Source organism: Afipia sp. GW821-FHT04G03 (assembly GCF_059419985.1).
Window position 1 is genome coordinate 811,863 of record NZ_JBWKSV010000001.1, and the last position, 22,538, is coordinate 834,400.

Below are 22,538 nucleotides of genomic sequence, written 5' to 3' on the forward strand. Positions count from 1 at the left end.
TCAGAAACTATCGGCTTCACGTGCTGCTGATAATCGGCGCGCTGATTGCATCATTCAGCGCGGCGCCTGCTGTCGCCCAGTTGCGAGGCCATGGCGGGCCGGTCCGGGCGTTGTCGATTTCACCCGATGGACAAACACTGCTGTCGGGAAGTTTCGACGGCAGCGCAATCCGATGGTCGCTCGGTCGCGACGCTGCCGAACAGGTTCTCCGGTTTCACGCTGACGCCGTCAACGCTACCGCCCTGCTGAGGGACGGGCGTGCCGCGACCGCCGGCGCGGATGGCCGCATCGCGATCTGGAGTTCGGGCAAACAGCAGCCTGACATCGTGCTTGATGGCCACACCGCGCCGATCGCCGCACTTGCGCTGTCACCTGATGGCGCAACCCTCGCTTCGGCATCGTGGGATCATACCGTGCGGCTCTGGCCTCTCACCGGCGGGACATCGCGGATTCTCGAAGGCCACACGCAGAACGTCAACGGCGTCGCGTTCAGCGTCGACGGCAAGACTCTCATCAGCGTGAGTTACGACCTGACCGTCCGCATTTGGCCACTCGACAGCACCGCCGCCCCGTCCATCACCACCCTGCCCGCGCCGCTCAATTCGGTCGTCGTGTCCGACGACGGCGAAATCGTCACCGCCGGCGCAGACGGCAAAGTTCATTTTCTCGACCATGCAGGCAAATCTGTAGGCGAGGTCACTGCAGGGCCGATCCCCGTGATCGCGATGGCGATGTCAAAGGATGGCGCGCTGCTCGCAGCCGCCGATATTCGGGGATCGGTCGCGATTATCGACCGTAAGGCGCGGACGCTTGCGCGCAGGCTGGTTGGACCTGGACTCCCGGTATGGTCAGTCGCGTTCATGCCGGACAACGGTACGCTTCTCACCGGCGGCACCGACAGCATGATCCGGCGTTGGAATGCGCTCACGGGCGAGCCTGTCGGAGCCACCATTCAGAAAAGTCCGAACGATCCGCTTGCCGCTTACGCCGGTGATCGTGGTGCTGAGATTTTCCGTGCCTGCGTCGCCTGCCACACGCTCACGCCGGATCAGGGCAACAAGGCGGGCCCGACGCTGTCAGGGATCTTTGGGCGCAGGATCGCAACCCTGCCGGACTACAATTTCTCGGAGCCGCTGAAAAAACTCGACATCATCTGGACGCCGGAAACGGTGTCGAAACTTTTCGAGATCGGACCCGCAGCCTATACACCCGGCACCAAAATGCCCGAGCAAGTCATCGGCTCAGACGACGATCGCAAGGCGCTGGTTCAGTTTCTCGCACGCGCGACAAAAAAGTAAGCAAAGCAAGCCACGCCTACAGCCCGAGATAGAGCTTCCGGACGATATCATTGTCCACGAGCTCGTCGCGGGTTTTGCCTTCAAAGACGATCTTTCCGTGGACCAGCACATATCCACGATCGGCAATGCGGCTGGCCTGGCGGAAATTCTGTTCGGCCATCAGAATTGTCAGCTTGAAGCGATCCTTGAGATCCTGAATTTTATCGATCATCCGGGCGACATAGATCGGCGCCAGGCCAACCGAAGGCTCGTCGATCAAAAGGATCTTGGGCGACGACATCAGGGCGCGCGCCAGCGCAAGCATTTGCTGCTCGCCACCGCTCATGCTCCCGGCCAATTGGTTGAGCCGCTCCTTGAGTACCGGGAACGCATCGAAACAATACGACAGGTTGCCTTGCATTTCGCTTCGCGCGGCCTTCCGGTTTGCGCCCAGCATGAGGTTTTCTTGAACGGTCATCTTTGGGAACAGCCGTCGGCCCTCCGGCACAAGACTGACACCAAGGCCGGCGATCTGATCGGCCGAACTTCCGATAAGCGAATGGGTTTCTCCTCCGAGAGTCGCGACAATTTCGCCGGCTTCCGGACGCACCAATCCCGCGATGCTGTTTATGAGAGTGCTTTTCCCGTTGCCATTGGTCCCCAACAAAACAACCGTTTCGCCGGGATTTACCGAAAGCGAAACTTTGGTGAGAACCCGGTTGCGCCCATAGCCGGCATCAATTTCATTGATCATCAAACTATTCGCCAAGATACGCCCTCTCTACCTCGGGAAGGGAAAGTACCTCCTGCGGATTTCCGTCGGCCAGCTTCTGCCCGGCGACGAGCACCACAATACGCTGAGAAAACTTCGTCACCGCCTTGATGATGTGCTCGATCATCACAATCGCCACTCCATCCTTGTTGATGGAGAACAGCAAATCCAGAACTTCATCGACTTCGCTGTCGGAAAGCCCTGCCATTGCCTCATCCGAGAACAGAATTCTCGGCTTGGCTGCCATGGCTCGGGCCAACTCGAGTTTGCGCATATCGACCTGCGTCAGCGACATCGCCGGCAAATCAGCCTTCTTGCCGAGACCTATCGCTTGCAGGATTTCCCTGGCCTCGTCTTGCGCCCGCGCCAGGTCGTAAACCTTCCCATCCTGCGACGGGCGCGCATAGGCGATAGGCACCAGGATGTTCTGGATGACGCTCATGCTCTTGAAAGGACGCGGCAGCTGGAAGCTCCGCATCAATCCCATTCTCGCGCGCTTATGCGCGGCAAGGTTGTCGATGACCTGTCCATCCAGAATGATCTTTCCGGCATCCGCCCGGATCGTTCCGGTGAGAGAATTCACAAGCGTACTCTTGCCTGCACCGTTCGGGCCGATAACACCGATACGTTCGCCCGGCTTGATGTCCAGATCGAACGATTTTAACGCGGTGAAACCGCCGAACTTCTTTTCCAGCCCACGAACGGAGAGCAGCGCTTCTTTCGATTCGCTCATTGTCCCGCCCTCTTCCGAAGACTGGAAATCAGACCAAGGATCCCATTCGGCGCGACAGTCACAAAAACCAACAGCAGGACACCGACAACAAGCAAATTGAGCGAGGACGAAATGGTGACGGTCGCGAGTTGCTGGATCGACCCCAGCAAAATGGCGCCGATCACCGGGCCCGGCCAACTCGCCATCCCGCCGATAATGGGCATGGCAATGCTGTTGACCGTGTAGCTCAGACTGAATGCCGATGTCGGTTCAACGTAGGTCAGGTAATATGGAAGCGGCGCGCCGGCCATTCCCATCAGCGCACCGCTCACGGCCGTGGCAAACAGCTTGAGCTTGAACGTCGGCACGCCGCAAGCCTCGGCCGCGGTCTCGTCGTCCCTGATCGTTGCCAGACCGACACCGATCGTCGAACGGCCGATGGCCCGCGCGACGCTTACTGCGAACATCGCCAGCACCAGCATGATGGCAAAAAGATACTGCGCATAGTTCTGAAAGAACGCGATGCTTGCCGGACGCAGGACGTAGGCGCCTCGCGAACCTCCGACGTAGGACCAGTTGACGACAAGCGTCTGGAGGACAATGGCGAGCGCCAGCGTTGCGATCGAAAAGAAAATGCCCTTGAAACGCATCGTCATGTACCCGGTCAGCAGACCGAGAATGCCCGACATCAATCCACCGATCACCACCAACAGCGGAAGCGGCAGTGACGTCAGCTTTGAGATGACGATTGTTGAGTAGGTCCCGACAGCCATGAATGCAGCGGTGCCAAAGTTGATGTATCCGGTGTAACCCGCAAGAATGTTCCACGCCGTTGCGAGAACGACGTACTGCAAAATGACGTAGCCCGCGAAGTAAGCGTAGTCATTTCCCACCAGATGCGTTGCCAGGAAAATGATGGCCGTAACTGCGAGCAAACTTACATAAAACCAAGTTGCCCTCACGGTCATCTCCCAAACAGGCCGGCGGGCCTGAACCCGATGACAACGAGCAGCACACCAAAGGCCAGCGCTGGAGACCATGACGGTCCCCAGAACACCGCAGTAATGCTTTCGGCGACCCCGAGAAGAAGCCCTGCTATCAAGGTCCCAGACACGCTTCCCATGCCGCCCAGCACACAGATGGCGAATGGAATTCCGACGTAAAGCCACATGATCGATGGCTCAACCGGTTGAATAACGATCAGCAGCGACCCTGCAATCGTCGCAAGCGCGACAGAGACGCCAAACGCGATCGACTTCACGCGAACCGGATCAACCGCCATCAGGCGCAGCGCCACATGATCCTGGGAAACAGCCCGTGATGCCCTGCCGAAGAAGGTCAAGGACAAGACAAGCTGAACGGCGACGACCAGAAAGATCGAGATGGCGAACGGAATCGTCATCCGGAGGGGAAAATCCATTCCGGCGACAACAGGTGTTACATCCTGATAGGCCGTCTGAACCGTCCGGTAATCGACGCCGAATCCAAGAATCAGCGACACTTCGATGACGAGCATGATTCCGAAGAAGAACGCGAGCCCGCGCAACGAGTCGTCGCCCCGTTTTTCAAAACTCTCATGATAGAACCGATAGAGCAGCACCCCCGCGACGAATGCCAAGGGGCTGGCCATGAATCCGGCAACGATCGGATCGATCCCGAAGGCGGTGTTGATGGTGTACGCGATATATGAACCGGTCACGATGAACGCAGGGTGAGCAATGTTGACGACGTCGAGCAATCCGAAGGAGATCGTCAAGCCCAGCGTCATCGCCGCATAGAAGCCTCCCAGAAGGAGGCCCGCTATGACGGCGTTTGCTATCAGATCGGCAGAGATAACCATTACGCGCTACCCCGCCCACCGGAATCCATGACGCATTCTCATTTGGCGTCCTGGAATGGGACGCGAGGAGTCCCGGACTTCAGTTCCGGCGGATACAGGATGGCATGGGTACCTTCCTTGCGGAACTGATCAATGCTGTTGTCGGTAACGCCCTGATACTGAATGAGCAGAACACGGGCTTTATCCCATTCGCCGTTCTTTGCGAACTTGATCTTGCCCACAACGGTGTCGAAGGAATTCTGATGAAGCGTCGCAGCGAGGGCCTTTTGGTCAAGCGAGCCTGTCTTTTCCACGGCTTGACCGAGGATCTGGGCGCCTGCGTAAACGAACGGAGGCACGTAGAAGCCCAGTGGATCGACGCCCTGCGATTGTGCTTCCTTCTCGTAACGCTTGATGAAGTCCTTGATGCCGGGGAAGTTCAGCGTCGGTGACGGAACGTAGAGTTCGTAGCCGACGACGCCGTTCAGCAGCGGACCGAGCTGCGTCTTAATGGCTGCGAACTGCAGGCCGACAGCGCCGCCGCCCAGCAGCATCGTCTTCAAGCCGACTTCACGCGCGGCCCGGATCATTCCCACCGAGTCGGGCGGATAGGATCCCATGAAAACGAGGTCAGGGCTGCTCGCCTGAATCGACCGGACAATCGACGCGAAGTCGACGGTGTTCGGCGGATAGGACCGATCATAGACAATCTTCAGACCGTTCTTCTTTGCAATCGCGCGCGCAGCATCGACGGTCACTTTGCCGAATTCGGCATCGGCACCCACGAGAGCAATCGTCTTGGGCTTGGGATCGAGCTTCATCGCAACATCGAAGAAGCCGGTCGGAATCGCCGAGGCCGATTCAGGCCCCATTGGCATAATCTGGAAGTAGCGATCGTAATTGAACTGATCGTTCACACCGACGCCGAACAGGCTCATCATGGTGTAACCGGCCTGCATCACAACGGGCATCGCCGGCGCGATCAGGTTCGTGCCGTAGGGCGAGAAAACGAGATCCACCTTATCGACACTGATGAGCTTGGTGTAGATGCCTGGGACTGTCGAAGGGTTGCTCTGATCGTCGTAATAAACCAGATCGACTTTACGTCCGAGCAGTCCGCCCTTGGCATTAATCTCCTCGGCCCACATCTTGATCGCGAGCAGCGCTGCCTTTCCGTTCGAGGCGATGCCGCCGGACAAGGCCATGCTGAAGCCAATCTTGATCGGATCAGCAGCGCTCGCGGGCGCCGAAACTGCCATCGCCGACAAGGCAACGCAGAGAATTTTAAACCCGTTGGACAAGCGTTGCTTGCCCGCATCCAGCATACTGAAAAAACGTGTCACGTGCTTTTCCTCCCCTGTCAATTCTTGCAATTTTGAGGCACGCCTCTTTATCAGGCGCTTAGAGATACATGGACCGCAGCGTCTCGCCGTAGACCTTCTCGTTGAGAATATGCGGATAGTGACCGCCAGTTCGCAGCGTTCGCAGCGTTGCGCCGGCGTATCGTGCGCGGACGGCCTCTCTCATCGATGGGCCGACAACCGGATCGTCGTCGCAGTCCAGCACCGTCAATTTCGAAAGCGCCAGATTGAGTTTCGGGCACGGTTTCGCTGTAACGACACCGACCACCCTGCCCTTGAAATTTTCCGCAGATTGCCGGCCTGACAGCATATCGAGTTGCAGGCTGCGGAGCTCGCTCGCCGGCGCCTTGGAAACAGCATCTTTCCAGGCAAGCTGTAATTCCTCGGCGCTCGATTTCAAGATCCATTCCGGGTTAAACAGCGGATTGGCGAACAGCCCGGACGGCTCGACGAAACTGTTGCCGATGGTCAAGGTTTCCAACCGGTCTGCATGGGACACACCAAAGAACTGCGCCCAGTATCCGCCATACGACGATCCCAGCACGTGCGCCTTGGGAAGCTCGATGTGATCCATCAACTTGCCGAGCCCATCCGCCAGCCGCTCCGGCTCGGATATTCCGGGATAGGTCACCGCGATCATGCGGATATCGCGGCGTGTGTCGGAAAGTTGCTTGTAGAAGACCTCACATGTACCGAGCGCACCGGGCAGCATGATCACCGGGACACCGCTGCCCCCGCTATCGACCCATGACCACTCGTGATCTTGAATTCGCAATACCTGAATTTGCGCCGTGAGGTGCCACGGCGGAACGCCGTTGGCACCATCACTCGCAAGACCGGTCAGATCCGAATTCGCCATCTGGGATCGCATTCGTTACGGCTTCTTCCAGGCGCCTGCGGCTTCCAGTGTCGCCATTGCTTCATCGGTGAACTCGGCTTTGGGACCGTTGCCTCCGATAACGAACATAAGGATCGATTCCTCGTTCGGATCGCCAGCCGTAATGTTCTCAAACCGCCGCGCGACACCGGGAGGAAACGACACAACGTCGTAAGGACCGACGTCGACAAAATCGACCTTGCCGTTTTCGTCTTCCCAGCTGCAGCGCCACGTCCCGGTCATCGGGATGAATGTCTCGTTGGTATCGTGATTGTGCATCATCGGCCCGTTGTTGGGCTTGGCGCGGCAGTACCCTAGATTAAAGCCTTCAGAGATCTTGATAGCCGCGAGACGAGACGCATCGTCACCAACGGGCGACGTGACGGCTCCACCCTCGCCCTTCGGAGGCTGAAAACCGATGACGTTATAGAGCGTGCGAATGCAGCCCTGCATCTTGCTGTCGGGAAGACCACCATCCGAGCCCTTCAAATCCTTGAAAAACGCGACGCGCTTCATCATTTCCGCGCGCGGGAGACCAGCTCTGGGCAGATGTTCCATGGTTCTTTCCTTTCTTGGCTTCGACTGATGTGAACGGCGAAGATGAGCGCGAGCACACCGCGCCCTGCATACATAACGCACGGCAACATCCGCACCGACCAAAGTCCGGATTTTCCGCCTTGCGCTATTTCTGGTGGTGGCTTGTTCTCGCTCCTGATCGTTTCCGTCCGCTGGCGACGTTTGGCCGATGTCTAAATCGGCTGTCGTCCATTATTGGGCATTTGCCCATTTGTTGCATTCTACTTTTTCCTTGTCAACATCCGAGTGGTATTTCTCGGTCAGTCGATTAAGAGAGTTCGGGGCATCACCAAGCATGCGAGCCCGTTCAACTTGAGCAAAGCGTCGATGAAAAAAACTGCAGCCAAGCCAAAGCGGCCCACGAAGAAACCCGTCAAAACCGAGCGTGTCCGGCTCGATCCAGAGCTCCGTGCGCAACAGATTCTGGATGGTGCGATTTCCTACTTCGCCGAACGTGGCTTCGAAGGGCAGACCAGAGAACTCACGACGCGTCTCGGCATTTCAAAAGGTTTGCTGTACCGATATTTTCCCGGCAAGGACGCGTTGATCGACCGCATTTACGAAGAAGTATTCATGGGGCGCTGGAGCGCCGACTGGGATGCGCTGATAGCAGACCGCTCAATCCCACTACCCGCTCGCCTCCGACAATTTTACGTCGAGTATGCAGCGCGGATGCTGCACAATTACCAATGGGTCCGCATCTATCTTTTGTCGGGCCTCGCCGGCGCATCGATCAACAGGAAATTTGCAAATTTCGTCGCGGAACACGTGTTCAAGCCGGTTATCCGGGAGCTTCGCCACGAGTTCAAATTGCCTGACATCACGGCGCTACCGGTTTCGGAAACCGAACTGGAGCTGATGTGGGGTTTGCACGGAGCCATCTTTTACATTGGCGTTAGGAAATGGGTCTATCACGTGGATATTCCCAAGGATGCGGAAGGCGCCGTGTTGCTGCTGGTCGATGGCTTGTACGCAAACGCATCAAAATTGATGATCAGCAAATAAATCAATACGATCGTGAGGAAGACTCGCGACGCAGTCTTCCGGTTCAATATCAAGCGCGGCAACTTCATCGCAGCCGAACTGCTGGACCGGCGCTTCGCCAGCAATCAATCTGACCGCTCCATCGCGATCTCCGCATGCAAGCTTGCGAGGTCGCGGAATATGGACGCAACAGCCAGAACACGCCCCTTTCGTTTGTATCGCAGCACGCAATCCTTTGCCTTGATATCGCCGTCGACCACGATCTCGTCCCAATGTTCGGCGTGGCCGACGTAATTGATCGGCACGTCGTAGTGCTGGCTCCAGAAGAACGGCACCGCGTCAAAGGTCTCGCGTGCTCCAAGCATATTGCGCGCGGCGGTCTGTCCCTGGCGCTGGGCCACCACCCAGTGTTCGACCCGGACATTCTCACCGGAGTGGGGATCAGGCCATCGCGCGATATCACCTGCAGCGTAAATTCCGGAAACGCTCGTTTCCAGATGCGCGTTCACCGTGACGCCGCGATCGAGCGCAAGGCCCGCGCCCTCGGCCAACGCCAAGCGAGGCCGTACGCCGATCCCGACAATCACCATGTCCGTCGCGAGAACCTTGCCGCTTTTGAGCGTTGCGCGCTGGCCGTCGATTGCGGCTACAGTATCCTCGAGATGAAAAACGACACCATGTTCCTCGTGTAACGCACGAACGAAATGGCCCATATCAGAGCCGAGGATGCGCTCCATCGGGATCTTCTCCGGAGCGACGACGTGAACCTCGATCCCGCGCGTGCGCAGCGCAGCCGCCGCTTCCAGCCCGATAAAGCTTGCCCCTATGACAAGCGCCCGGCGGGCATTTTTGGCGGCCTCGATGATGGAGCGGCAATCCGCGAGCGAGCGCAATGTATGAACATGTGGCAGCTCTGCGCCGGGAATCGACAACCGCACAGGCTCTGCACCGGTCGCCAGCAGCAACCGGTCATACTCAACGGTCTCGCCGTTGCTTACGACGACATTGCAGGCTTTGGTGTCGATGGCGGTGACATGAGTATCGAGGCGCAATGTAATGCCGACGTCGTGGTAAAAGTCATCCGGCCGCAGCGGCATCCAATTCTCGGGCGCGCTGCCGGCAAGATAGTCCTTCGATAAATTAGGCCGATCTACCGGAGCCGACGCCTCTCCGCTCAACATGACGATGCTGCCGGCAAAACCCTGACGCCGAAGCATCTCCGCCGCGGCAAATCCCGCCGCACCGCCACCGATGATGACAATCTTGTCCGGTACATCGATCAGCGCTTTGCCGACCGGCCTGTGCGGCTGAAGCTTCTCCCGGACAAAAACATGTTCGTCCCTCTGTTCGACACGCCAGCAACTGAGCGCGCTGAATGCCGGCGCGCGCGTGGCTTCGCCCGTCCGCAGATCGAAACAGGCGTGATGCCAGGGACATCGTATACTGCTGCCGACCACCACCCCTTCTGCCAGCGGGCCGTGATAGTGGCTGCAATGAGCATCTACGGCGAAAATCTCTTCGCCGGTTCGCACCAGCAAAACATCCTGATCGCCAACATGCCCAAGCAACTTTCCGTCTTTGAGGTCTGCAAGAGCAATACCGCCGGCGAAATCAGGACCACTTGGCTTGGCTTGCTCTTGTGTCATGGTATCTCTCCTTAACTGCCGACCCTGGCGGAACAGACGTTATCCTGCCTGCTCGACCGACAGCCCGATGAATTCCTGACGGGTGAGCGGATTGTCGCGGAAGCAACCGAGCATCCGGCTGGTCACCAGATCCGTATCCGGCTTGTGCACGCCACGTGTCGTCATGCAGTGGTGCGATGCCTTGATGATAACGCCGACCCCCTGCGGCTTGAGGACTTCATTGATCGTATTGGCGATCTGCGCCGTCATCTTTTCTTGAATCTGCAATCGCTTGGCATAGACCTCAACGACCCGTGCGAGCTTGCTGATACCAACCACGCGACCGTTTGGAATATAAGCCACCCATACCTTGCCGATAATCGGCGCCATGTGATGCTCGCAATGGCTCTCGAAACGAACCCCTCGCAGGCTGATCATTTCGTCGTAACCTTCGATTTCCTCGAAGGTCTTTTGCAGGATTGCGACCGGGTCCTGACTGTAACCGACAAAAAACTCCTCGAATGCGCGGGCGACGCGACCGGGGGTTTCGACCAGCCCGTCCCGCTCCGGATCATCGCCGGTCCAGCGTATGATGGTCCGGAAAGCGGCCTCGACATCGGCGCGGTTTGGTCGTTCGGTCTCCGCCGGCAAGGGTTTGACCCGTTCCAGCGCCTGCACATTTGAACTCATGAAGACATCTCCTGTTACCGGCGCCGGAGCGCCAGTGAGTTGATATGTCTTGGATGGTTCGTGAGCGGAAAGGTTCCCGGCCAAATAGCCAGCAGTTGACGGCTCAATCCGATAAGGCGCGCAACCGGTCGCCGGGTCAAGAACCCGGCGCCGACACTATGTTGGCGTAGACAATGGCGATCGCCGACGGATTTCGCCGCCGGCTTATTGCAACTACACCGGCATTTCGGGTGAGTGAAGCGCCGCCCCGGTCTAGATCGACAGAACTTCCGAGATACGCTCACGAATGCGTTGGCGGTCTTCGGCGCCGGTCGCTGCAGTAAAGCTTACGTCATAAGCTATCGTTGCCGGCCGCTTAAGAACGATAATGCGGCTGCCGATTTCCAGCGCTTCTCCAATATTGTGCGTAATGAATACCGCAGTCTTGCCGTTTTCCCTGACGAGCTTCACGAACTCTCCCCGCAACCGCTGGGCAGTCATTTCGTCGAGAGCGGAAAACGGCTCGTCGCAGAGAAGAATGCTCGCATTGGTCGCGAACGCGCGCGCAATCGACACACGCTGACGCATGCCGCCGGAAAGAGCATGCGGATAATCGTTCTCGTGACCGTTCAGCCCCAGTTTCGTGAGCCAATGCTGGGCGGCCTCCCGGCGCTCCGCCGCAGGTGTGTCGAGCATCTCCAGACCGAGCTCGACATTCTGAATTGCCGTTCGCCAGGGCAAAAGCCGATCGTTCTGAAAAACGATGGCGATCTTCCCGCGAAACGAGTCGAAATCGGAAAACGGATTCCGCCCGCTCACGCGCACGTCACCGCTGGTCGGCTCAGTCAGACCCGCGATCATGTTGAAGATGGTCGATTTACCGCAGCCAGTCTTGCCGAGGATCGCCAGCATTTCGCCGGGCTTGACATCGAGGTTGATCCGGTCGACGGCGCGATAGCCCCCTTTCGTCCCCTCGATGCCAAAGACCTTCGAAACATCGTTCAGATGGATCGTGGCGGCGGTCGCGTTTTGAGTCGCAATCATAGTGCTCGCTCCGAAGCAGCGCGGTAGCGGAAAGCTACATTCTCGATCAGCGTCAACGACGCCTGAACGATCAGGACAAAGAAAACGAGTTGCAACGTCCAGGCCAACGCACCGGCCATGTCGAACAGTTGCTGCTGCTGGAGCAATTGATAGCCTACGCCGCCGGTCGCGCCGACGAGCTCTGCAACGACCACAACGCGAGACGCGTTACCGAGATTCACTTTCCATGCAGTGAGGATTTCGGGAAGAATAGCCGGAGCAACCATAACGCGGAACAGTTTCAACCGCGTGGGACGAAAGCTAAACACCATCTCCATCAGATCCTTCGACATCGCGCGCAGTGCGCCAAGAATCTGAAACGCAAATGCCGGAAGTGTGGTCATGACCATAATGAAGAAAATCCGGAACTCCACACCATGAAACCAGATGATGGCGAACACGACCCATGAAAGCGCTGGAATGCCCTGGAAGAGAGACAGAATTGGCGACAGGAACTTGTCAACGGCCGACGACCGCGCCATCAGTAGCGCGAGAACGCCGCCGATGACGAATGCTCCCGCCAGTCCAGCCAGAATTCGCAGAACCGTGGCAAGGACGTCAGCAAATAGCGTACCGCTGGAAAGAATTTCCAGACAGCGCCAGAACACCGTGACCAGCGACGGGAACAGGAAGCCCGGAAAGAACAATGACGCAAACTGCCATAGCGCAATCACCACCGCAAACGGGAGGATCGACGCACCAAGGCGCTTCGCCGCAGAATGCAAGCGGGCTGACAACGGCGAACTTATTTCCAAGGTCTGGTCGCTCACTTACCCTGCCTCTTGTAAATCGTCGCTGGAGTCGGATCGGCGTTCAGGAACGCAATCGATTTTCCGGCGGAATAAACCGAGTTGATCTCTTTCTCGACATCGGAAGCCCATTTAACATTCATTCCAAGCCGATCGTTCGCCTTGATCAATTCGCTGATCGCTTTCTGATCCTCAGGCGTTCCTTTAGCGGCAATTAGCTTCGCGGCTTCATCCGGATGAGTTGCAACCCATTCGGCGGCTTCCTTGTAGGCGGTGAACAGCTTCTTCACGAGTTCCGGATTCTTTTCAGCCCAGGCCACATGCGCAGCAACACCGAGATAGGGAATATTGCGGCTGCCGGTGAATTTCTTCCAGCTGTCGGCAATGCCAATATCGATCGTCTTGATGGTCGTTCTTTTTGATAGCAGAGTCGTATACGCCGGCTCCCAGAGCTGGATCGCCGCTGCGCGATCAGCAAGCGCGTAGCCTATGAGACCGGGCGTTGCAGTATTGACCACCGAAAACTTGGACGTGTCGGCGCCAGCCTGACGGGCGAACCAGTCAAACATGACGTAGTTCGTCGTTCCCTTCGCCGCGGCAAGATCCTTCCCTTCCAGATCTTTCAATGTCTTCACTTCCGGTCGCGACGTCACGACCGCGCCCCAGAAGTCAAAGAGGTTGAAAAGGTACGTCACCTTGACGCCGCGCGTGTCAGCGAGGCCCACAGTCAGCAGAGCGGCGCTGCCGCCCAATTGAAACTCGCCGGAATTGAACTGCGCGGTGTAGGCATCCGGCGTGCGTTCTTCAAATTTGATGCGCAGGCCATGCTTTTCATCCAGCTTCTGCGCCTTAATAACTGGAGGCAGAAATGCCCCCAGCGAAGGTGCACCGAAGACAACAATGGAAAGTTCTGCGGGAGCTTGCGCGCGGACAGGCGTCGCGACGGCTAACATCGAAACGCAGGCTAGGCTCGTGAGAACATTGCGGGTGATCATATTCATTTCTCCAGATCGATCTGATGACTTTTAGGTCTTATCCGTTGCTTTGATAAGTGTCAGAAAGTCGCGGACAGCTTCAGCAAAGGCATCCGGAGCTTCGACACACGATATGTGAGCGGCATCGAGAGTTACGAGATCAGCTTGTGAAATAGCCGCGACGATTTCTTCAGCGCGCGACGGTGGTGTCGATGGATCGTGTTGTCCCGCGATAGCCCTCACCGGACACGAAATCCGGGGGAGATCGGGTAATACATTCGCGGACGCAAGAACCTCGCAGCAGCCGGCATATCCAGCCGGCGACGTATTCCCGATCATCGCGGCAAGATCGGCAACGCGCAGTGCATATGCCTCGCGATACTTGGCCGTCACCCAGCGCTCCAGAGAGGGCTCCACGAATGCGGCAACGCCACTCGACCGCGCGGTCGCGGCGCGATCGCGCCACATCGTTTCGGGCGGGAAATTCGCAGCCGTATTCGCAAGTATCAACCCGCTCACGCGGTCAGACGCATGAATGCCGAGCCACATCGCGGTCAGACCGCCGAGTGAAACGCCGCAAACAACGGCCTTCTGAATCTTCAGCGCGTCCAGGATCGCAAGCACATCTTTGCTTAACGCTTCAATCGAGTAGCCATTCTCAGGCGCATCGGAACGCCCATGTCCGCGGGTGTCGTAACGCACCAGGCAAGCATGTGCCGCCAACCGATCGGCAACCTCGTCCCACATTCCATAAGAGGCTGCGAGCGAGTTACTGAAGACGATGACGGGTTTATCCAAAGCACCCGATACACTCACAGCGAGCCGGACACCGGATTCAACCTCCACGCTGTGCATATTGCGAATGGCAACGTTCATATCCGCTTCCTACTCAGCCGCGCCCTGGGCCGGCACATCGAACTCCTTACGAAGCGCGGTGAAGAATTTCCCAACCAGATGTTTCGATACGCTTCCCAAAATGCGCTGGCCTACGCCAGCGACAAGGCCGCCGATCTCGCCGACACCCTGATAGGTCAATTTGGATACGGTCGGGCTCTCCGGGGTAATCTCGAAGCGTGCCGTGCCACTGCCATGCCCAAGCGTTCCTGCACCGGAGACCTTGATGCTGCAGGTCTTGGGTGGCTCCTTGTCCGAAAGCGCAATCTCGCCCTCGAACGAACCGCCCACAGCGGCGACGCGCAACTGCATGTCGACCTTGTAAGTGTCGGGCGAAATTTCGGTCATGCTCTTGCAGCCTGGAACACAGCGCGTCAGCACGACGGGATCGTTGAGTGCGACCCAGAGCGCTTCAACAGAGGCCTGGATTGTTTCGGTGCCGCCGATATCGAGCTTCATGGTATGTCCTCAAATTCCGAAAAGACGTTGAGCAAGGCCGCCATTGATGGATGCCCGCTCTGAATCCGAAAACTGCGTATCAGCTACGATCTTGAGCGGCGCCAGATCGCCGATCGGAAATGGCATGTCGGAGCCCATCATGATCCGGTCGGCGCCAACAACGTCAGCAAGGAAACGCAGCGTGCGCGTATCCTGAACGATGGTGTCGTAATAGAGCGCCGCAAGTGCTGCATCGGGGTCGCCGAGCTTGTCCTTGTCGAGGGAGTAATTGCGCCGCAACCGGCCGATCACGTAAGGCAACGCCGCGCCGCCGATACCAGCGACGATCTTCGCCTTGGGATAACGCGTGACGGCGCCTGAATAGATCAGCCGCGACATGGCTATCAGCGTATCGGTGATCCGGCCGACGGCGTTGGCCATGCCGTAGTCGTGAACACGGTCATCGCCGCTCTCGAAAACCGGATGGATGAAAACAATTGAACCTAGTTCGTTCGCAGCTTCCCAGAACGGAACCAACGTCGGATCGTCGAGCACGCCACCTTTTCCCTTCGGCTGGGTGCCGATCATGGCGCCCTTGAATCCCGAAGCATGGGCCTCGCGCAGCACTTCTGCCGCAAGCGCACCATTCTGAAGCGGGACCGTCGCCAACGGAACAAACCGGGGCTCGTTTTTGGCGGCCTGCGCGAGATGCGAATTGATCAGCCGCGACCAGCGCGCACCTTCTTCCGCGGGCGTCTCATAGGCGAACATATCGAGCCAGCCGCCGACAACCTGTCGCTCAACCTTCTGCGCATCCATCCACTGCAACCGTGCTGGCAGATCGCTAAGCGGCTTCGACACCGGCCGCGTTGGCTTACCGCCTGCAAACGAAAACCCGAGGCTTCCGCCCTCCTCGATTAGGCGAACCGATGGAAAGTTCGCGGCCTGTGAGCGGATCGCATCCAGCAGGCTTGGAGGAACAAGATGAGCGTGGCAGTCGATAATCATACAGCCGGTCCTTACTTTTTGTTTTGTTTGGCCGCCGCAACCGCATCACTGATGGCGGAAATGCGAATCGGGAGCTTGGAGAACGAGATGTCGAGGCTACGCACGGCATCGTTGATGGCGTTCGATATTGCGGCCGGTGCGCCAAGGTAGCCGCTTTCGCCGGAACCCTTTTGTCCGAACACGGTATACGGAGACGGCGTGCAGTGATGCACGATTTCGACCTTCGGAATCTCGTGTGATGACGGGAGCAGGTAGTCCATGAAGCTTTGGGTCAGCATTTGTCCCTCGCCGTCGTAGACAAACTCCTCGAGCAACGCCGCTCCGATACCGTGAGCAATGCCGCCCAGCGTCATTCCCTTCACGATGTGCGGGTTTATGACGGTGCCGCAATCGTGACCGATGACGTAGCGGCGAATATCCGGTTTTCCGAGAACAGGATCGATCGCAACCAGGACAACGTGAAACTCGAACGAGTGACACGGATACATTTGCACCCGTCCGTTTTCCGGAAGCTTGTCCCCGGTCGGAACCTGCATCACATGCGTGGTTTCAAGTCCGGGCTCCATACCTTCCGGAAGCAGATGAAAGTTGCGGTGAGCAATGTTGACGAGATCAGCCCAGTTCAGCTGACTGGAGCCTTTGGTGGCAACCACACTGCCCTTTGCGTATTCTACTTCGTCTTCCTTGCATCCAAACTGATGCGCGGCGATCTTGACGAACTTCGCCTTTAGCTTCTGCGCCGCGTGGAATGCCGCACCACCGAGCATGATGGCCATGCGGCTGCCGACCGGCGTGTTGGAAGGCAGTGACGCCAGCGAATCCGGACGCACAACGCGGATGCTGTCGGGGTCGATTTCCAGAACCTCGCCGACGACTGTGGCTACGAGCGTTTCATGGCCCTGCCCGGCAGACGTCGTGTGAATCGTGACCGTGACGAAGCCAACACCATCGATATTGATGCGGCAAGAATCCATCCACGTCGTCGTGGTGTTCTTCTCATTCAGCAGTGGCTCGAAGGAGGAGTTTCCACCGCTCGGCTCAAGACACGCGGCAATACCGATCCCCGCGAGCATTCCGGACGCCCGCAGCCGATCACGCTCTTTCTGAAGCGCCGTGTAATCGACGTGTGCGAGAACCTTCTCCACTACCGTGTGATAGTCGCCGCTATCATACCGCGTGCCGCTTGGGATCAGATACGGAAACTCGTCCTTGCAAATAAAATTGCGGCGACGAACTTCGACAGGATCGATCCCGATTGCGGCGGCAACCTTGTCGATTGCCGTTTCAATTGCGTAGTTCGTCGGCGACTGACCGAAGCCGCGCACAGCTTCCTGTACGGCCTTGTTGGAGGTCACCGATTGCGCGCGATACTGCACACTGTTGATTTTGTAGGGCCCGACGATAGCGCCGATCGGCTTGCCGAGCTGGAAAGGCGCCCGGCCGGCGTAGCCGCCGGCATTGTCCAGCGCCCGCATCTTCATCGACTTGACGATGCCCTGATCGTTGAACGCAATATCGACATCGAAGATGCGCTCTGGGCCGTGCTGGTCGCCGCCGCGCATGTTCTCAAGCCGATCCTCGATCAGCCGAACGGGACGGCCAAGCCGTCGCGAAAGATGCGAAACGAGAACGGTATGCTTGATGCCTCGCTTGACGCCGTAACTGCCGCCTACATCGACGTCCTGATGGACTCGAACGTTATTCGCCGGAATTCGCAGCGCGCGCGCAATCTGATCCGGATACTTCGGCATCTGAATCGAGGCCCAGACGTCCAGAATTTCGCGCCACGGATCCCAGGATACCGCCACCCCGAACGTCTCGATCGGCACAGTCGAATTTCTGCCCCACACGACGCGGAAAGACAGATGGCGCGGGCTTTCGGCGAAATCCTTTTCAACCTCGCCCCAGACAAACGTCTTGTCGAGCAAAACGTTCGAGCCATGTTCGGGATGAACCGGAGGACTATCCGGTTTGATCGCCTCCTCGGCGTCGATCACAAAAGGAAGCGGCTCATAGCTCACGCGAAGCTTCTCGGTCGCGTCCTCGGCTTGCGCGCGGGTTTCCGCCACCACGGCAGCGACCCACTCGCCCGCATATCGGGTCTGGCCAACGGCCAATGGATAGCGTTTCACGTTTGGCGTATCGAGGCCGTTCATTAGCGGATCGACTGCCGCTGCCAGTTCCTCACCTGTCAGAACGTATTGGACGCCCGGCATTGCCATTGCGGCAGAACTGTCGATCGAGAGAATGCGAGCCGAGGGATACTGCGAAGGCAGGATCGCGACGTGAAGCATACCCTCCAGGGCAATATCACCGACGTAGTGGCCACGGCCTACGACGAAGCGGCGATCCTCGCGAACGCGACGATTGGTCGATACGAAACGGAAGGCTGACGGATCCGCGCTCATTTCGGGCCCTTTCCCGGCGCATCAGCCGCAACTTCGAGAACGCCCTCTTCCGGCGCATCGTGGCCGGGCGCATTTCCATCTAGCGCGGCCTTGTTGGCCCGAAGCACATTCGATTTTCTCAGGCGATCGGCCGCGAACTCGACTGCCTCTATGATCTGCCCGTAACCCGTGCAGCGGCAGATGTTCCCGGAAATCGCCTCGACGATGTCTTCGCGGTTGACGTCATGCGTCCGCTCAAGAAGCGCGTGCGCTGTCAGGATCATGCCGGGCGTGCAATAACCGCATTGCATGCCGTGGGTTTCGCAAAACGCATCCTGTATGACGCTCAGTTCTCCAGGAGAGGTTGCGACACCCTCGATTGTCGTGATCGCATAGCCGTCGGCCTGAACCGCGAACATCAGGCAGGAGCGCACCGGCTCGCCATCGAGCAGCACGGTGCAGGCGCCGCAAACGCCATGCTCACAGCCCGCGTGCGCGCCGGTCAGCAAGAAATCATCTCGCAACGCATCCAGCAGCGTCTTTCGCGGCTCGACATCGCCGGTGCAACGCAACCCGTTGACGTTGAGTTCAATCTTCATCGGGCTCCTCCTCGGACTTCCTGGCCCTTCGCGCGATCATGCGCATCTTCCAGCGCCCGCGCACAAAGAGTGGCAGCAACGCGGCTGCGATAGCTCGCTGTTGCATGCAGATCGCTGGTCGCCTCGAGATCGGAAACGGCAGCGGCTATCGCGTCAGCCAGCGGCTTTGCTTCCAGACGCGTTCCGAGCAGCGACGATGTATCAAGTTTAACAGGCCGGTCGCCGACGCCGCCAATTCCGAGCGCCACGTCAATGCAGCGCCCCTCCTCGTCGAGCGCGATCTGTGCCGCCGCAGAAACGAACGCAAAATCGGACCGGCGCGCGCTGATTTCGTGAAAACCGACACCAATGCGCTTATGCGTCCAGACGGGGAAGCGGACCGCGCTGAGGCATTCACCCATGCCGATCGTGGTCAGCATCGGACCGATAAAGAAATCGTCCGCCGGTGTGGACATCGTTCCATCAGGGGACGCCGCTTCGATTTCAGCGCCGAGCGTCACGGCAACCAGCGGAATTTCTGCGGACGGATCGGCATTGGCAATCGAACCGCCGACCGTGCCGCGATTGCGGGTGGGAGGATGCCCGACCCATGGGAGAGCCAAGGCAAGCAATGGCACCGATTTCCGGATCAACGGATCGTTTAGCGCCAGCGCCTGCCGCGTCGTCGCCCCGATCACAATCGACCCATTGTCCTCACGGATGCCTGAAAGCTCTTTCAGCCGCAGAATATCGACCAGCCTCGCCGGCCGGGCGAGGCGCATGGCAAGCATGGGCACAAGTGTCTGCCCGCCCGCTATGACACGCGCATCTTCATCCGCGGCGAGCAACTCGCACGTCTCGGCAAGTGAGCTTGGTCTGACGTAATCGAATGACGCAGGTTTCATAATTCCTCAGCCGAGCAAGGGACCGGCAAAAGCGGGCGACAGCACCGATATGGTCTGCTTCTTGAGAAGCGGCCCATCGATCTCGCTCGCCTTCTTGACCGCAGCCCACTCGCTGTCGGCTCCGAATGCGGCCCATGCCGCCTTCCGCGCATCTTCGCTTGAAAACCGCGTTATGTAAGTGAGGCGCTCGTCTTCTTCTGGCGCAACGAATGCTCCGACGAGTTCGATGCCATGACGAGGAAAGAATTTCGCCGCGACCTCATCCTGGAAACGTTTGCGCATCGCTTCAGCGCGGCCTTCCACGGCCTCATAAACCCGAATTTCATAAACCAAGACGCTCTCCCAACAGCCAGGCGGTTCGTGCCGCCGTTAGCCAGCAGCTTTCGACGCGAGGTAAGAATTCGCGGTGGTCATTGTCAAATTAAAAATGAAGCAATTCGCCAATTTATGCTGATTTGAGACTGGTACAATTCTGGATTGATATATAAACATACGATTTTAGTGGCTCCAAACGATGAAATTTCGCATTGTAGCGTCTGTTGGCAGGTCACATTGAAAGGTTTTCCGAATTGTACTATTCGACAATGCTGCGACGATTTGACCGTCGTAGATCATTCACGGGAAGCAAATGAACGATTGGGTACCAACCCTCCCCCCCAATGGCGGACCGCGCTATCTCGCGTTTGTCGATTCTCTTGAGGGGGACATCGCGAGCGGCCAGATCAAGCCGGGCATGCGGCTGCTACCCCAGCGTGAGATGGCCCAGCGGCTTGGGCTCAGCATCGGCACGATCTCGAAAGCATACTCCGAAGCAGAACAGCGCGGCCTCATCACCGGCGAGGTTGGACGCGGCACCTTCGTGCAGCGCCGGAAACCCGCACAACGCAGCGGCTATGGTTCTGGCGACGCAACGATCAATCTCGCGCTGAACGTTCCTCCCTACACTGGTGAAGACGAAGTCATCGCCTCGGCTCTTGCCGAAATTGCCGCGCAAGGCGAAATGACCAACCTGCTCGGCTACCTGCCACATCAAGGCGTCAAGCGTCACCGCGAGGCGATGGTGATCTGGCTTGCATCGTTGGGAGTTACGGCCGATCCCGATGAGCTGTTCATCACGCACGGAGGTCAACACGCCATCTCCGTTGCGCTCAATCTGGTGAGTTCGCCCGGAGACGTCGTTCTCACAGAACGATTTACCTATTCAGGGATGATCGCATTGTCGGCGCAGAACGGCTATCGGCTGCACGGCGTGACGGCCGATGCTGACGGCCTCATTCCCGAAGAACTCGACCGCGCGTTCAGCGAAACCGGCGCCAAGGTCCTGTTCTGCATGCCGACCTTGCAGACACCAACAGGCGCCACGATGTCGGAAGCGCGCCGCGACGCCATCGCCGAAATCGTTCGCAAGCATAACGCATATTTGCTTGAGGACGACGCCTACGCATTCCTTTTCGAAACAGCACCTCGCCCGATCTCCGTGCGGATCCCGGAACGCAGCTTTTATGTCGTGAGCTTTGCGAAATGCCTCGCTCCGGGACTACGCATCGCGGCGATGATCGCGCCCGCTTCGTTTCGCGACCGTTGCAACAACGCTATACGGGCCACGGGATGGATGGCCACGCCCGTCATGGCCGAAGTCGTTACAAGACTCATTCGCGATGGCGGCCTGATCCGTCAGGTGAAGCGTAAGCGCGAGAAGGCTGCCGTCAGGAATGAAATCGCAAACAGGATTCTCAGCGCCTGGTTGCCGCCGATCTCGTCTTCTCCCGGATTTCATCGTTGGCTTCCGTTACCCGCGGGCCGCACATTGAATGCGCTCGTCACCCAAGCGGCCCACGCCGGAATTACGCTCGCGCCACCCGGCGCCTTGCAGCAAGTCGAGCGTGGAACGCTTGGGATTCGAATTTGTCTTGGGCATCCCTCCACGGAAGCCGACCTCGAGAAAGCAATGGTCGAGATCAAACGCATCCTCGAAATGACGGAAACAATATCCTTTGTCTAACTGAGCAAGCCATCACGGCGGCGGCGAACCAAGCCCACACAACAAAAAGCAACGAAAACGGCGAAGCCAACAATCGCCGATCAGGCAGGGAACATAAAAACAATGGAGCCGTTTGCGCTTGTCGCGCTCGTCGCGGCAACATTTCTACTCGCCGGCCTCGTGAAGGGTGTCGTCGGGATGGGATTACCGCCCGTTGCCATCGGCATCATGGCGCTTGCGATGCCGCCGGCGCAGGCCGCTGCGCTGGTTCTCGTGCCCGCCTTCGTGACCAACATCTGGCAAATGATGTCGGGACGAAATTTTCTTGCTATCGTCAGGCGGCTTTGGACGGTTGAAGTCTGCATTTGCATCGGCGCCTGGCTATGCGGGGACATCCTGACGACGCAAACATCCAAGCTGCCGGGATTTTTGCTTGGCATCATGTTGATGGTGTACGCCGTTTACGGCACGACCTCCGCGACGCCGCGGATTTCTGAACGCTACGAGCCGTTTCTGTCTCCCATCATCGGCCTGATCACCGGCGTCATCGTCGCGGCAACCGGCCTGATGGCTATTCCCCTCGTTCCTTATCTGCAGGCAATCAATCTCGAGAAAGAAGAATTGCTGCAGGCATTGGGGCTCTCATTCTTCATCTCGGCCCTTGCGCTGGGGACCGTTCTCACAAGCGCGAGTATTTTCCGCAGCGATACAGCGCTGATGTCGGCGCTTGCGCTGCTGCCGGCGACAGCGGGAATGGCCATCGGCCGCTACTATGTCAGCCGGATATCGGCCGCGACCTTCAAACGCTGGTTCCTGCTCGCAATGTTCCTGATCGGGTTGGCCTCATGCATTCAGGCAATTCGTTGATG

At 58.2% G+C, this 22,538-nt stretch carries 24 protein-coding genes; 4 read left to right on the forward strand and 20 right to left on the reverse strand.

The features are described from left to right. Positions 1-20: 20 nt before the first annotated feature. Positions 21-1,298, forward strand: a complete 1,278-nt coding sequence (locus tag AC07UB_RS03980) for a c-type cytochrome (RefSeq protein WP_494652692.1) — start codon at positions 21-23, stop codon at positions 1,296-1,298. 16 nt (positions 1,299-1,314) lie between these two features. Here AC07UB_RS03980 and AC07UB_RS03985 read toward each other — a convergent pair whose 3' ends face one another. From AC07UB_RS03985 to AC07UB_RS04015, 7 genes are read right to left on the reverse strand one after another with little or no spacing between them, the layout of a single operon-like run. Further along, positions 1,315-2,031: an ABC transporter ATP-binding protein gene (locus AC07UB_RS03985; protein WP_492792603.1), complete on the reverse strand. Its 717-nt coding sequence runs from the start codon at positions 2,029-2,031 to the stop codon at positions 1,315-1,317. Positions 2,032-2,035: 4 nt separating this feature from the next. After that, complete coding sequence (locus AC07UB_RS03990; RefSeq protein WP_492788933.1) at positions 2,036-2,782, reverse strand: ABC transporter ATP-binding protein; 747 nt, start codon at positions 2,780-2,782, stop codon at positions 2,036-2,038. Beyond that, positions 2,779-3,729: a branched-chain amino acid ABC transporter permease gene (locus AC07UB_RS03995; RefSeq protein WP_492788932.1), complete on the reverse strand. Its 951-nt coding sequence runs from the start codon at positions 3,727-3,729 to the stop codon at positions 2,779-2,781. The genes AC07UB_RS03990 and AC07UB_RS03995 overlap by 4 nt, the downstream gene beginning before the upstream one ends. Continuing rightward, positions 3,726-4,601 carry a branched-chain amino acid ABC transporter permease gene (locus tag AC07UB_RS04000; RefSeq protein WP_492788931.1) on the reverse strand — a complete coding sequence of 292 codons (876 nt, stop codon included), beginning with the start codon at positions 4,599-4,601 and terminating at the stop codon, positions 3,726-3,728. The genes AC07UB_RS03995 and AC07UB_RS04000 overlap by 4 nt, the downstream gene beginning before the upstream one ends. A gap of 38 nt (positions 4,602-4,639) precedes the next feature. Then, entirely contained in the window at positions 4,640-5,923 is a 1,284-nt protein-coding gene (locus AC07UB_RS04005) for an amino acid ABC transporter substrate-binding protein (RefSeq protein WP_494652099.1), read from the reverse strand. 58 nt (positions 5,924-5,981) lie between these two features. Beyond that, the gene (locus AC07UB_RS04010; RefSeq protein WP_492788929.1) at positions 5,982-6,800 is read right to left on the reverse strand and encodes an alpha/beta fold hydrolase; all 819 of its coding nucleotides are present in this window, start codon (positions 6,798-6,800) and stop codon (positions 5,982-5,984) included. Between the two features lie 15 nt (positions 6,801-6,815). Further along, positions 6,816-7,376, reverse strand: coding sequence for a cupin domain-containing protein (locus tag AC07UB_RS04015; RefSeq protein ID WP_492788928.1), 561 nt, complete (start codon positions 7,374-7,376; stop codon positions 6,816-6,818). A gap of 345 nt (positions 7,377-7,721) precedes the next feature. Between AC07UB_RS04015 and AC07UB_RS04020 the strand changes: the two genes are divergently transcribed. Then, positions 7,722-8,399, forward strand: coding sequence for a TetR/AcrR family transcriptional regulator (locus AC07UB_RS04020; protein ID WP_492788927.1), 678 nt, complete (start codon positions 7,722-7,724; stop codon positions 8,397-8,399). Here the strand turns inward: AC07UB_RS04020 and AC07UB_RS04025 are convergent. The 13 genes from AC07UB_RS04025 to AC07UB_RS04085 form a co-directional block, all read right to left on the reverse strand. Further along, the gene (locus AC07UB_RS04025) at positions 8,376-8,507 is read right to left on the reverse strand and encodes a hypothetical protein (RefSeq protein WP_492788926.1); all 132 of its coding nucleotides are present in this window, start codon (positions 8,505-8,507) and stop codon (positions 8,376-8,378) included. The genes AC07UB_RS04020 and AC07UB_RS04025 overlap by 24 nt on opposite strands. Further along, the gene (locus AC07UB_RS04030) at positions 8,504-10,024 is read right to left on the reverse strand and encodes an FAD-dependent oxidoreductase (RefSeq protein WP_492788925.1); all 1,521 of its coding nucleotides are present in this window, start codon (positions 10,022-10,024) and stop codon (positions 8,504-8,506) included. The genes AC07UB_RS04025 and AC07UB_RS04030 overlap by 4 nt, the downstream gene beginning before the upstream one ends. A 39-nt stretch (positions 10,025-10,063) precedes the next feature. Next, on the reverse strand, positions 10,064-10,693 hold the full coding sequence (gene folE, locus AC07UB_RS04035) for a GTP cyclohydrolase I FolE (protein ID WP_492788924.1): 630 nt from the start codon (positions 10,691-10,693) through the stop codon (positions 10,064-10,066). A 252-nt stretch (positions 10,694-10,945) separates the two neighbouring features. Further along, positions 10,946-11,716, reverse strand: a complete 771-nt coding sequence (locus AC07UB_RS04040; RefSeq protein WP_492788923.1) for an ABC transporter ATP-binding protein — start codon at positions 11,714-11,716, stop codon at positions 10,946-10,948. After that, complete coding sequence (locus AC07UB_RS04045; RefSeq protein WP_492788922.1) at positions 11,713-12,525, reverse strand: ABC transporter permease; 813 nt, start codon at positions 12,523-12,525, stop codon at positions 11,713-11,715. The genes AC07UB_RS04040 and AC07UB_RS04045 overlap by 4 nt, the downstream gene beginning before the upstream one ends. Next, on the reverse strand, positions 12,522-13,499 hold the full coding sequence (locus tag AC07UB_RS04050; protein ID WP_494652098.1) for an ABC transporter substrate-binding protein: 978 nt from the start codon (positions 13,497-13,499) through the stop codon (positions 12,522-12,524). The genes AC07UB_RS04045 and AC07UB_RS04050 overlap by 4 nt, the downstream gene beginning before the upstream one ends. 30 nt (positions 13,500-13,529) lie before the next feature. After that, positions 13,530-14,354: a 3-oxoadipate enol-lactonase gene (gene pcaD / locus AC07UB_RS04055; RefSeq protein WP_494652096.1), complete on the reverse strand. Its 825-nt coding sequence runs from the start codon at positions 14,352-14,354 to the stop codon at positions 13,530-13,532. A gap of 9 nt (positions 14,355-14,363) precedes the next feature. Further along, positions 14,364-14,831, reverse strand: a complete 468-nt coding sequence (locus AC07UB_RS04060; protein ID WP_492788919.1) for an SRPBCC family protein — start codon at positions 14,829-14,831, stop codon at positions 14,364-14,366. Between the two features lie 9 nt (positions 14,832-14,840). Then, positions 14,841-15,818 (reverse strand): amidohydrolase family protein, encoded by a 978-nt coding sequence (locus AC07UB_RS04065; protein WP_494652094.1) that lies wholly within the window; start codon positions 15,816-15,818, stop codon positions 14,841-14,843. Between the two features lie 11 nt (positions 15,819-15,829). Then, the gene (locus AC07UB_RS04070) at positions 15,830-18,226 is read right to left on the reverse strand and encodes a xanthine dehydrogenase family protein molybdopterin-binding subunit (RefSeq protein ID WP_494652092.1); all 2,397 of its coding nucleotides are present in this window, start codon (positions 18,224-18,226) and stop codon (positions 15,830-15,832) included. Then, positions 18,223-18,804 carry a (2Fe-2S)-binding protein gene (locus tag AC07UB_RS04075; protein ID WP_494652090.1) on the reverse strand — a complete coding sequence of 194 codons (582 nt, stop codon included), beginning with the start codon at positions 18,802-18,804 and terminating at the stop codon, positions 18,223-18,225. Before AC07UB_RS04075 ends, AC07UB_RS04070 begins: the two co-directional genes overlap by 4 nt. Next, entirely contained in the window at positions 18,801-19,688 is an 888-nt protein-coding gene (locus tag AC07UB_RS04080) for an FAD binding domain-containing protein (RefSeq protein ID WP_494652088.1), read from the reverse strand. Before AC07UB_RS04080 ends, AC07UB_RS04075 begins: the two co-directional genes overlap by 4 nt. Before the next feature lie 6 nt (positions 19,689-19,694). After that, positions 19,695-20,021 (reverse strand): NIPSNAP family protein, encoded by a 327-nt coding sequence (locus AC07UB_RS04085; RefSeq protein WP_492788914.1) that lies wholly within the window; start codon positions 20,019-20,021, stop codon positions 19,695-19,697. A gap of 295 nt (positions 20,022-20,316) precedes the next feature. On the opposite strand from AC07UB_RS04085, the gene AC07UB_RS04090 reads away from it, so the two are divergent. Together AC07UB_RS04090 and AC07UB_RS04095 are read left to right on the forward strand one after the other, a co-directional pair. Beyond that, positions 20,317-21,690 carry an aminotransferase-like domain-containing protein gene (locus AC07UB_RS04090; RefSeq protein ID WP_492788913.1) on the forward strand — a complete coding sequence of 458 codons (1,374 nt, stop codon included), beginning with the start codon at positions 20,317-20,319 and terminating at the stop codon, positions 21,688-21,690. A 102-nt stretch (positions 21,691-21,792) separates the two neighbouring features. Next, a complete protein-coding gene (locus tag AC07UB_RS04095; RefSeq protein WP_492788912.1) occupies positions 21,793-22,536 on the forward strand; it encodes a sulfite exporter TauE/SafE family protein in 744 nt (247 codons plus the stop codon). Positions 22,537-22,538: the final 2 nt, after the last annotated feature.

Coding starts and splice junctions, on each gene's coding strand:
- AC07UB_RS04010 (WP_492788929.1), bottom strand. CDS start 6,800: ATGGCGAATTCGGATCTGACCGGTCTTGCGAGTGATGGTGCCAACGGC.
- AC07UB_RS04090 (WP_492788913.1), top strand. CDS start 20,317: ATGAACGATTGGGTACCAACCCTCCCCCCCAATGGCGGACCGCGCTAT.
- AC07UB_RS04050 (WP_494652098.1), bottom strand. CDS start 13,499: ATGATCACCCGCAATGTTCTCACGAGCCTAGCCTGCGTTTCGATGTTA.
- AC07UB_RS04075 (WP_494652090.1), bottom strand. CDS start 18,804: ATGAAGATTGAACTCAACGTCAACGGGTTGCGTTGCACCGGCGATGTC.
- AC07UB_RS04020 (WP_492788927.1), top strand. CDS start 7,722: ATGAAAAAAACTGCAGCCAAGCCAAAGCGGCCCACGAAGAAACCCGTC.
- AC07UB_RS03985 (WP_492792603.1), bottom strand. CDS start 2,031: ATGATCAATGAAATTGATGCCGGCTATGGGCGCAACCGGGTTCTCACC.
- AC07UB_RS04065 (WP_494652094.1), bottom strand. CDS start 15,818: ATGATTATCGACTGCCACGCTCATCTTGTTCCTCCAAGCCTGCTGGAT.
- pcaD (WP_494652096.1), bottom strand. CDS start 14,354: ATGAACGTTGCCATTCGCAATATGCACAGCGTGGAGGTTGAATCCGGT.
- AC07UB_RS04095 (WP_492788912.1), top strand. CDS start 21,793: ATGGAGCCGTTTGCGCTTGTCGCGCTCGTCGCGGCAACATTTCTACTC.
- AC07UB_RS03995 (WP_492788932.1), bottom strand. CDS start 3,729: ATGACCGTGAGGGCAACTTGGTTTTATGTAAGTTTGCTCGCAGTTACG.
- AC07UB_RS03990 (WP_492788933.1), bottom strand. CDS start 2,782: ATGAGCGAATCGAAAGAAGCGCTGCTCTCCGTTCGTGGGCTGGAAAAG.
- AC07UB_RS04060 (WP_492788919.1), bottom strand. CDS start 14,831: ATGAAGCTCGATATCGGCGGCACCGAAACAATCCAGGCCTCTGTTGAA.
- AC07UB_RS04015 (WP_492788928.1), bottom strand. CDS start 7,376: ATGGAACATCTGCCCAGAGCTGGTCTCCCGCGCGCGGAAATGATGAAG.
- folE (WP_492788924.1), bottom strand. CDS start 10,693: ATGAGTTCAAATGTGCAGGCGCTGGAACGGGTCAAACCCTTGCCGGCG.
- AC07UB_RS04040 (WP_492788923.1), bottom strand. CDS start 11,716: ATGATTGCGACTCAAAACGCGACCGCCGCCACGATCCATCTGAACGAT.
- AC07UB_RS04070 (WP_494652092.1), bottom strand. CDS start 18,226: ATGAGCGCGGATCCGTCAGCCTTCCGTTTCGTATCGACCAATCGTCGC.
- AC07UB_RS04000 (WP_492788931.1), bottom strand. CDS start 4,601: ATGGTTATCTCTGCCGATCTGATAGCAAACGCCGTCATAGCGGGCCTC.
- AC07UB_RS04080 (WP_494652088.1), bottom strand. CDS start 19,688: ATGAAACCTGCGTCATTCGATTACGTCAGACCAAGCTCACTTGCCGAG.
- AC07UB_RS04030 (WP_492788925.1), bottom strand. CDS start 10,024: ATGACACAAGAGCAAGCCAAGCCAAGTGGTCCTGATTTCGCCGGCGGT.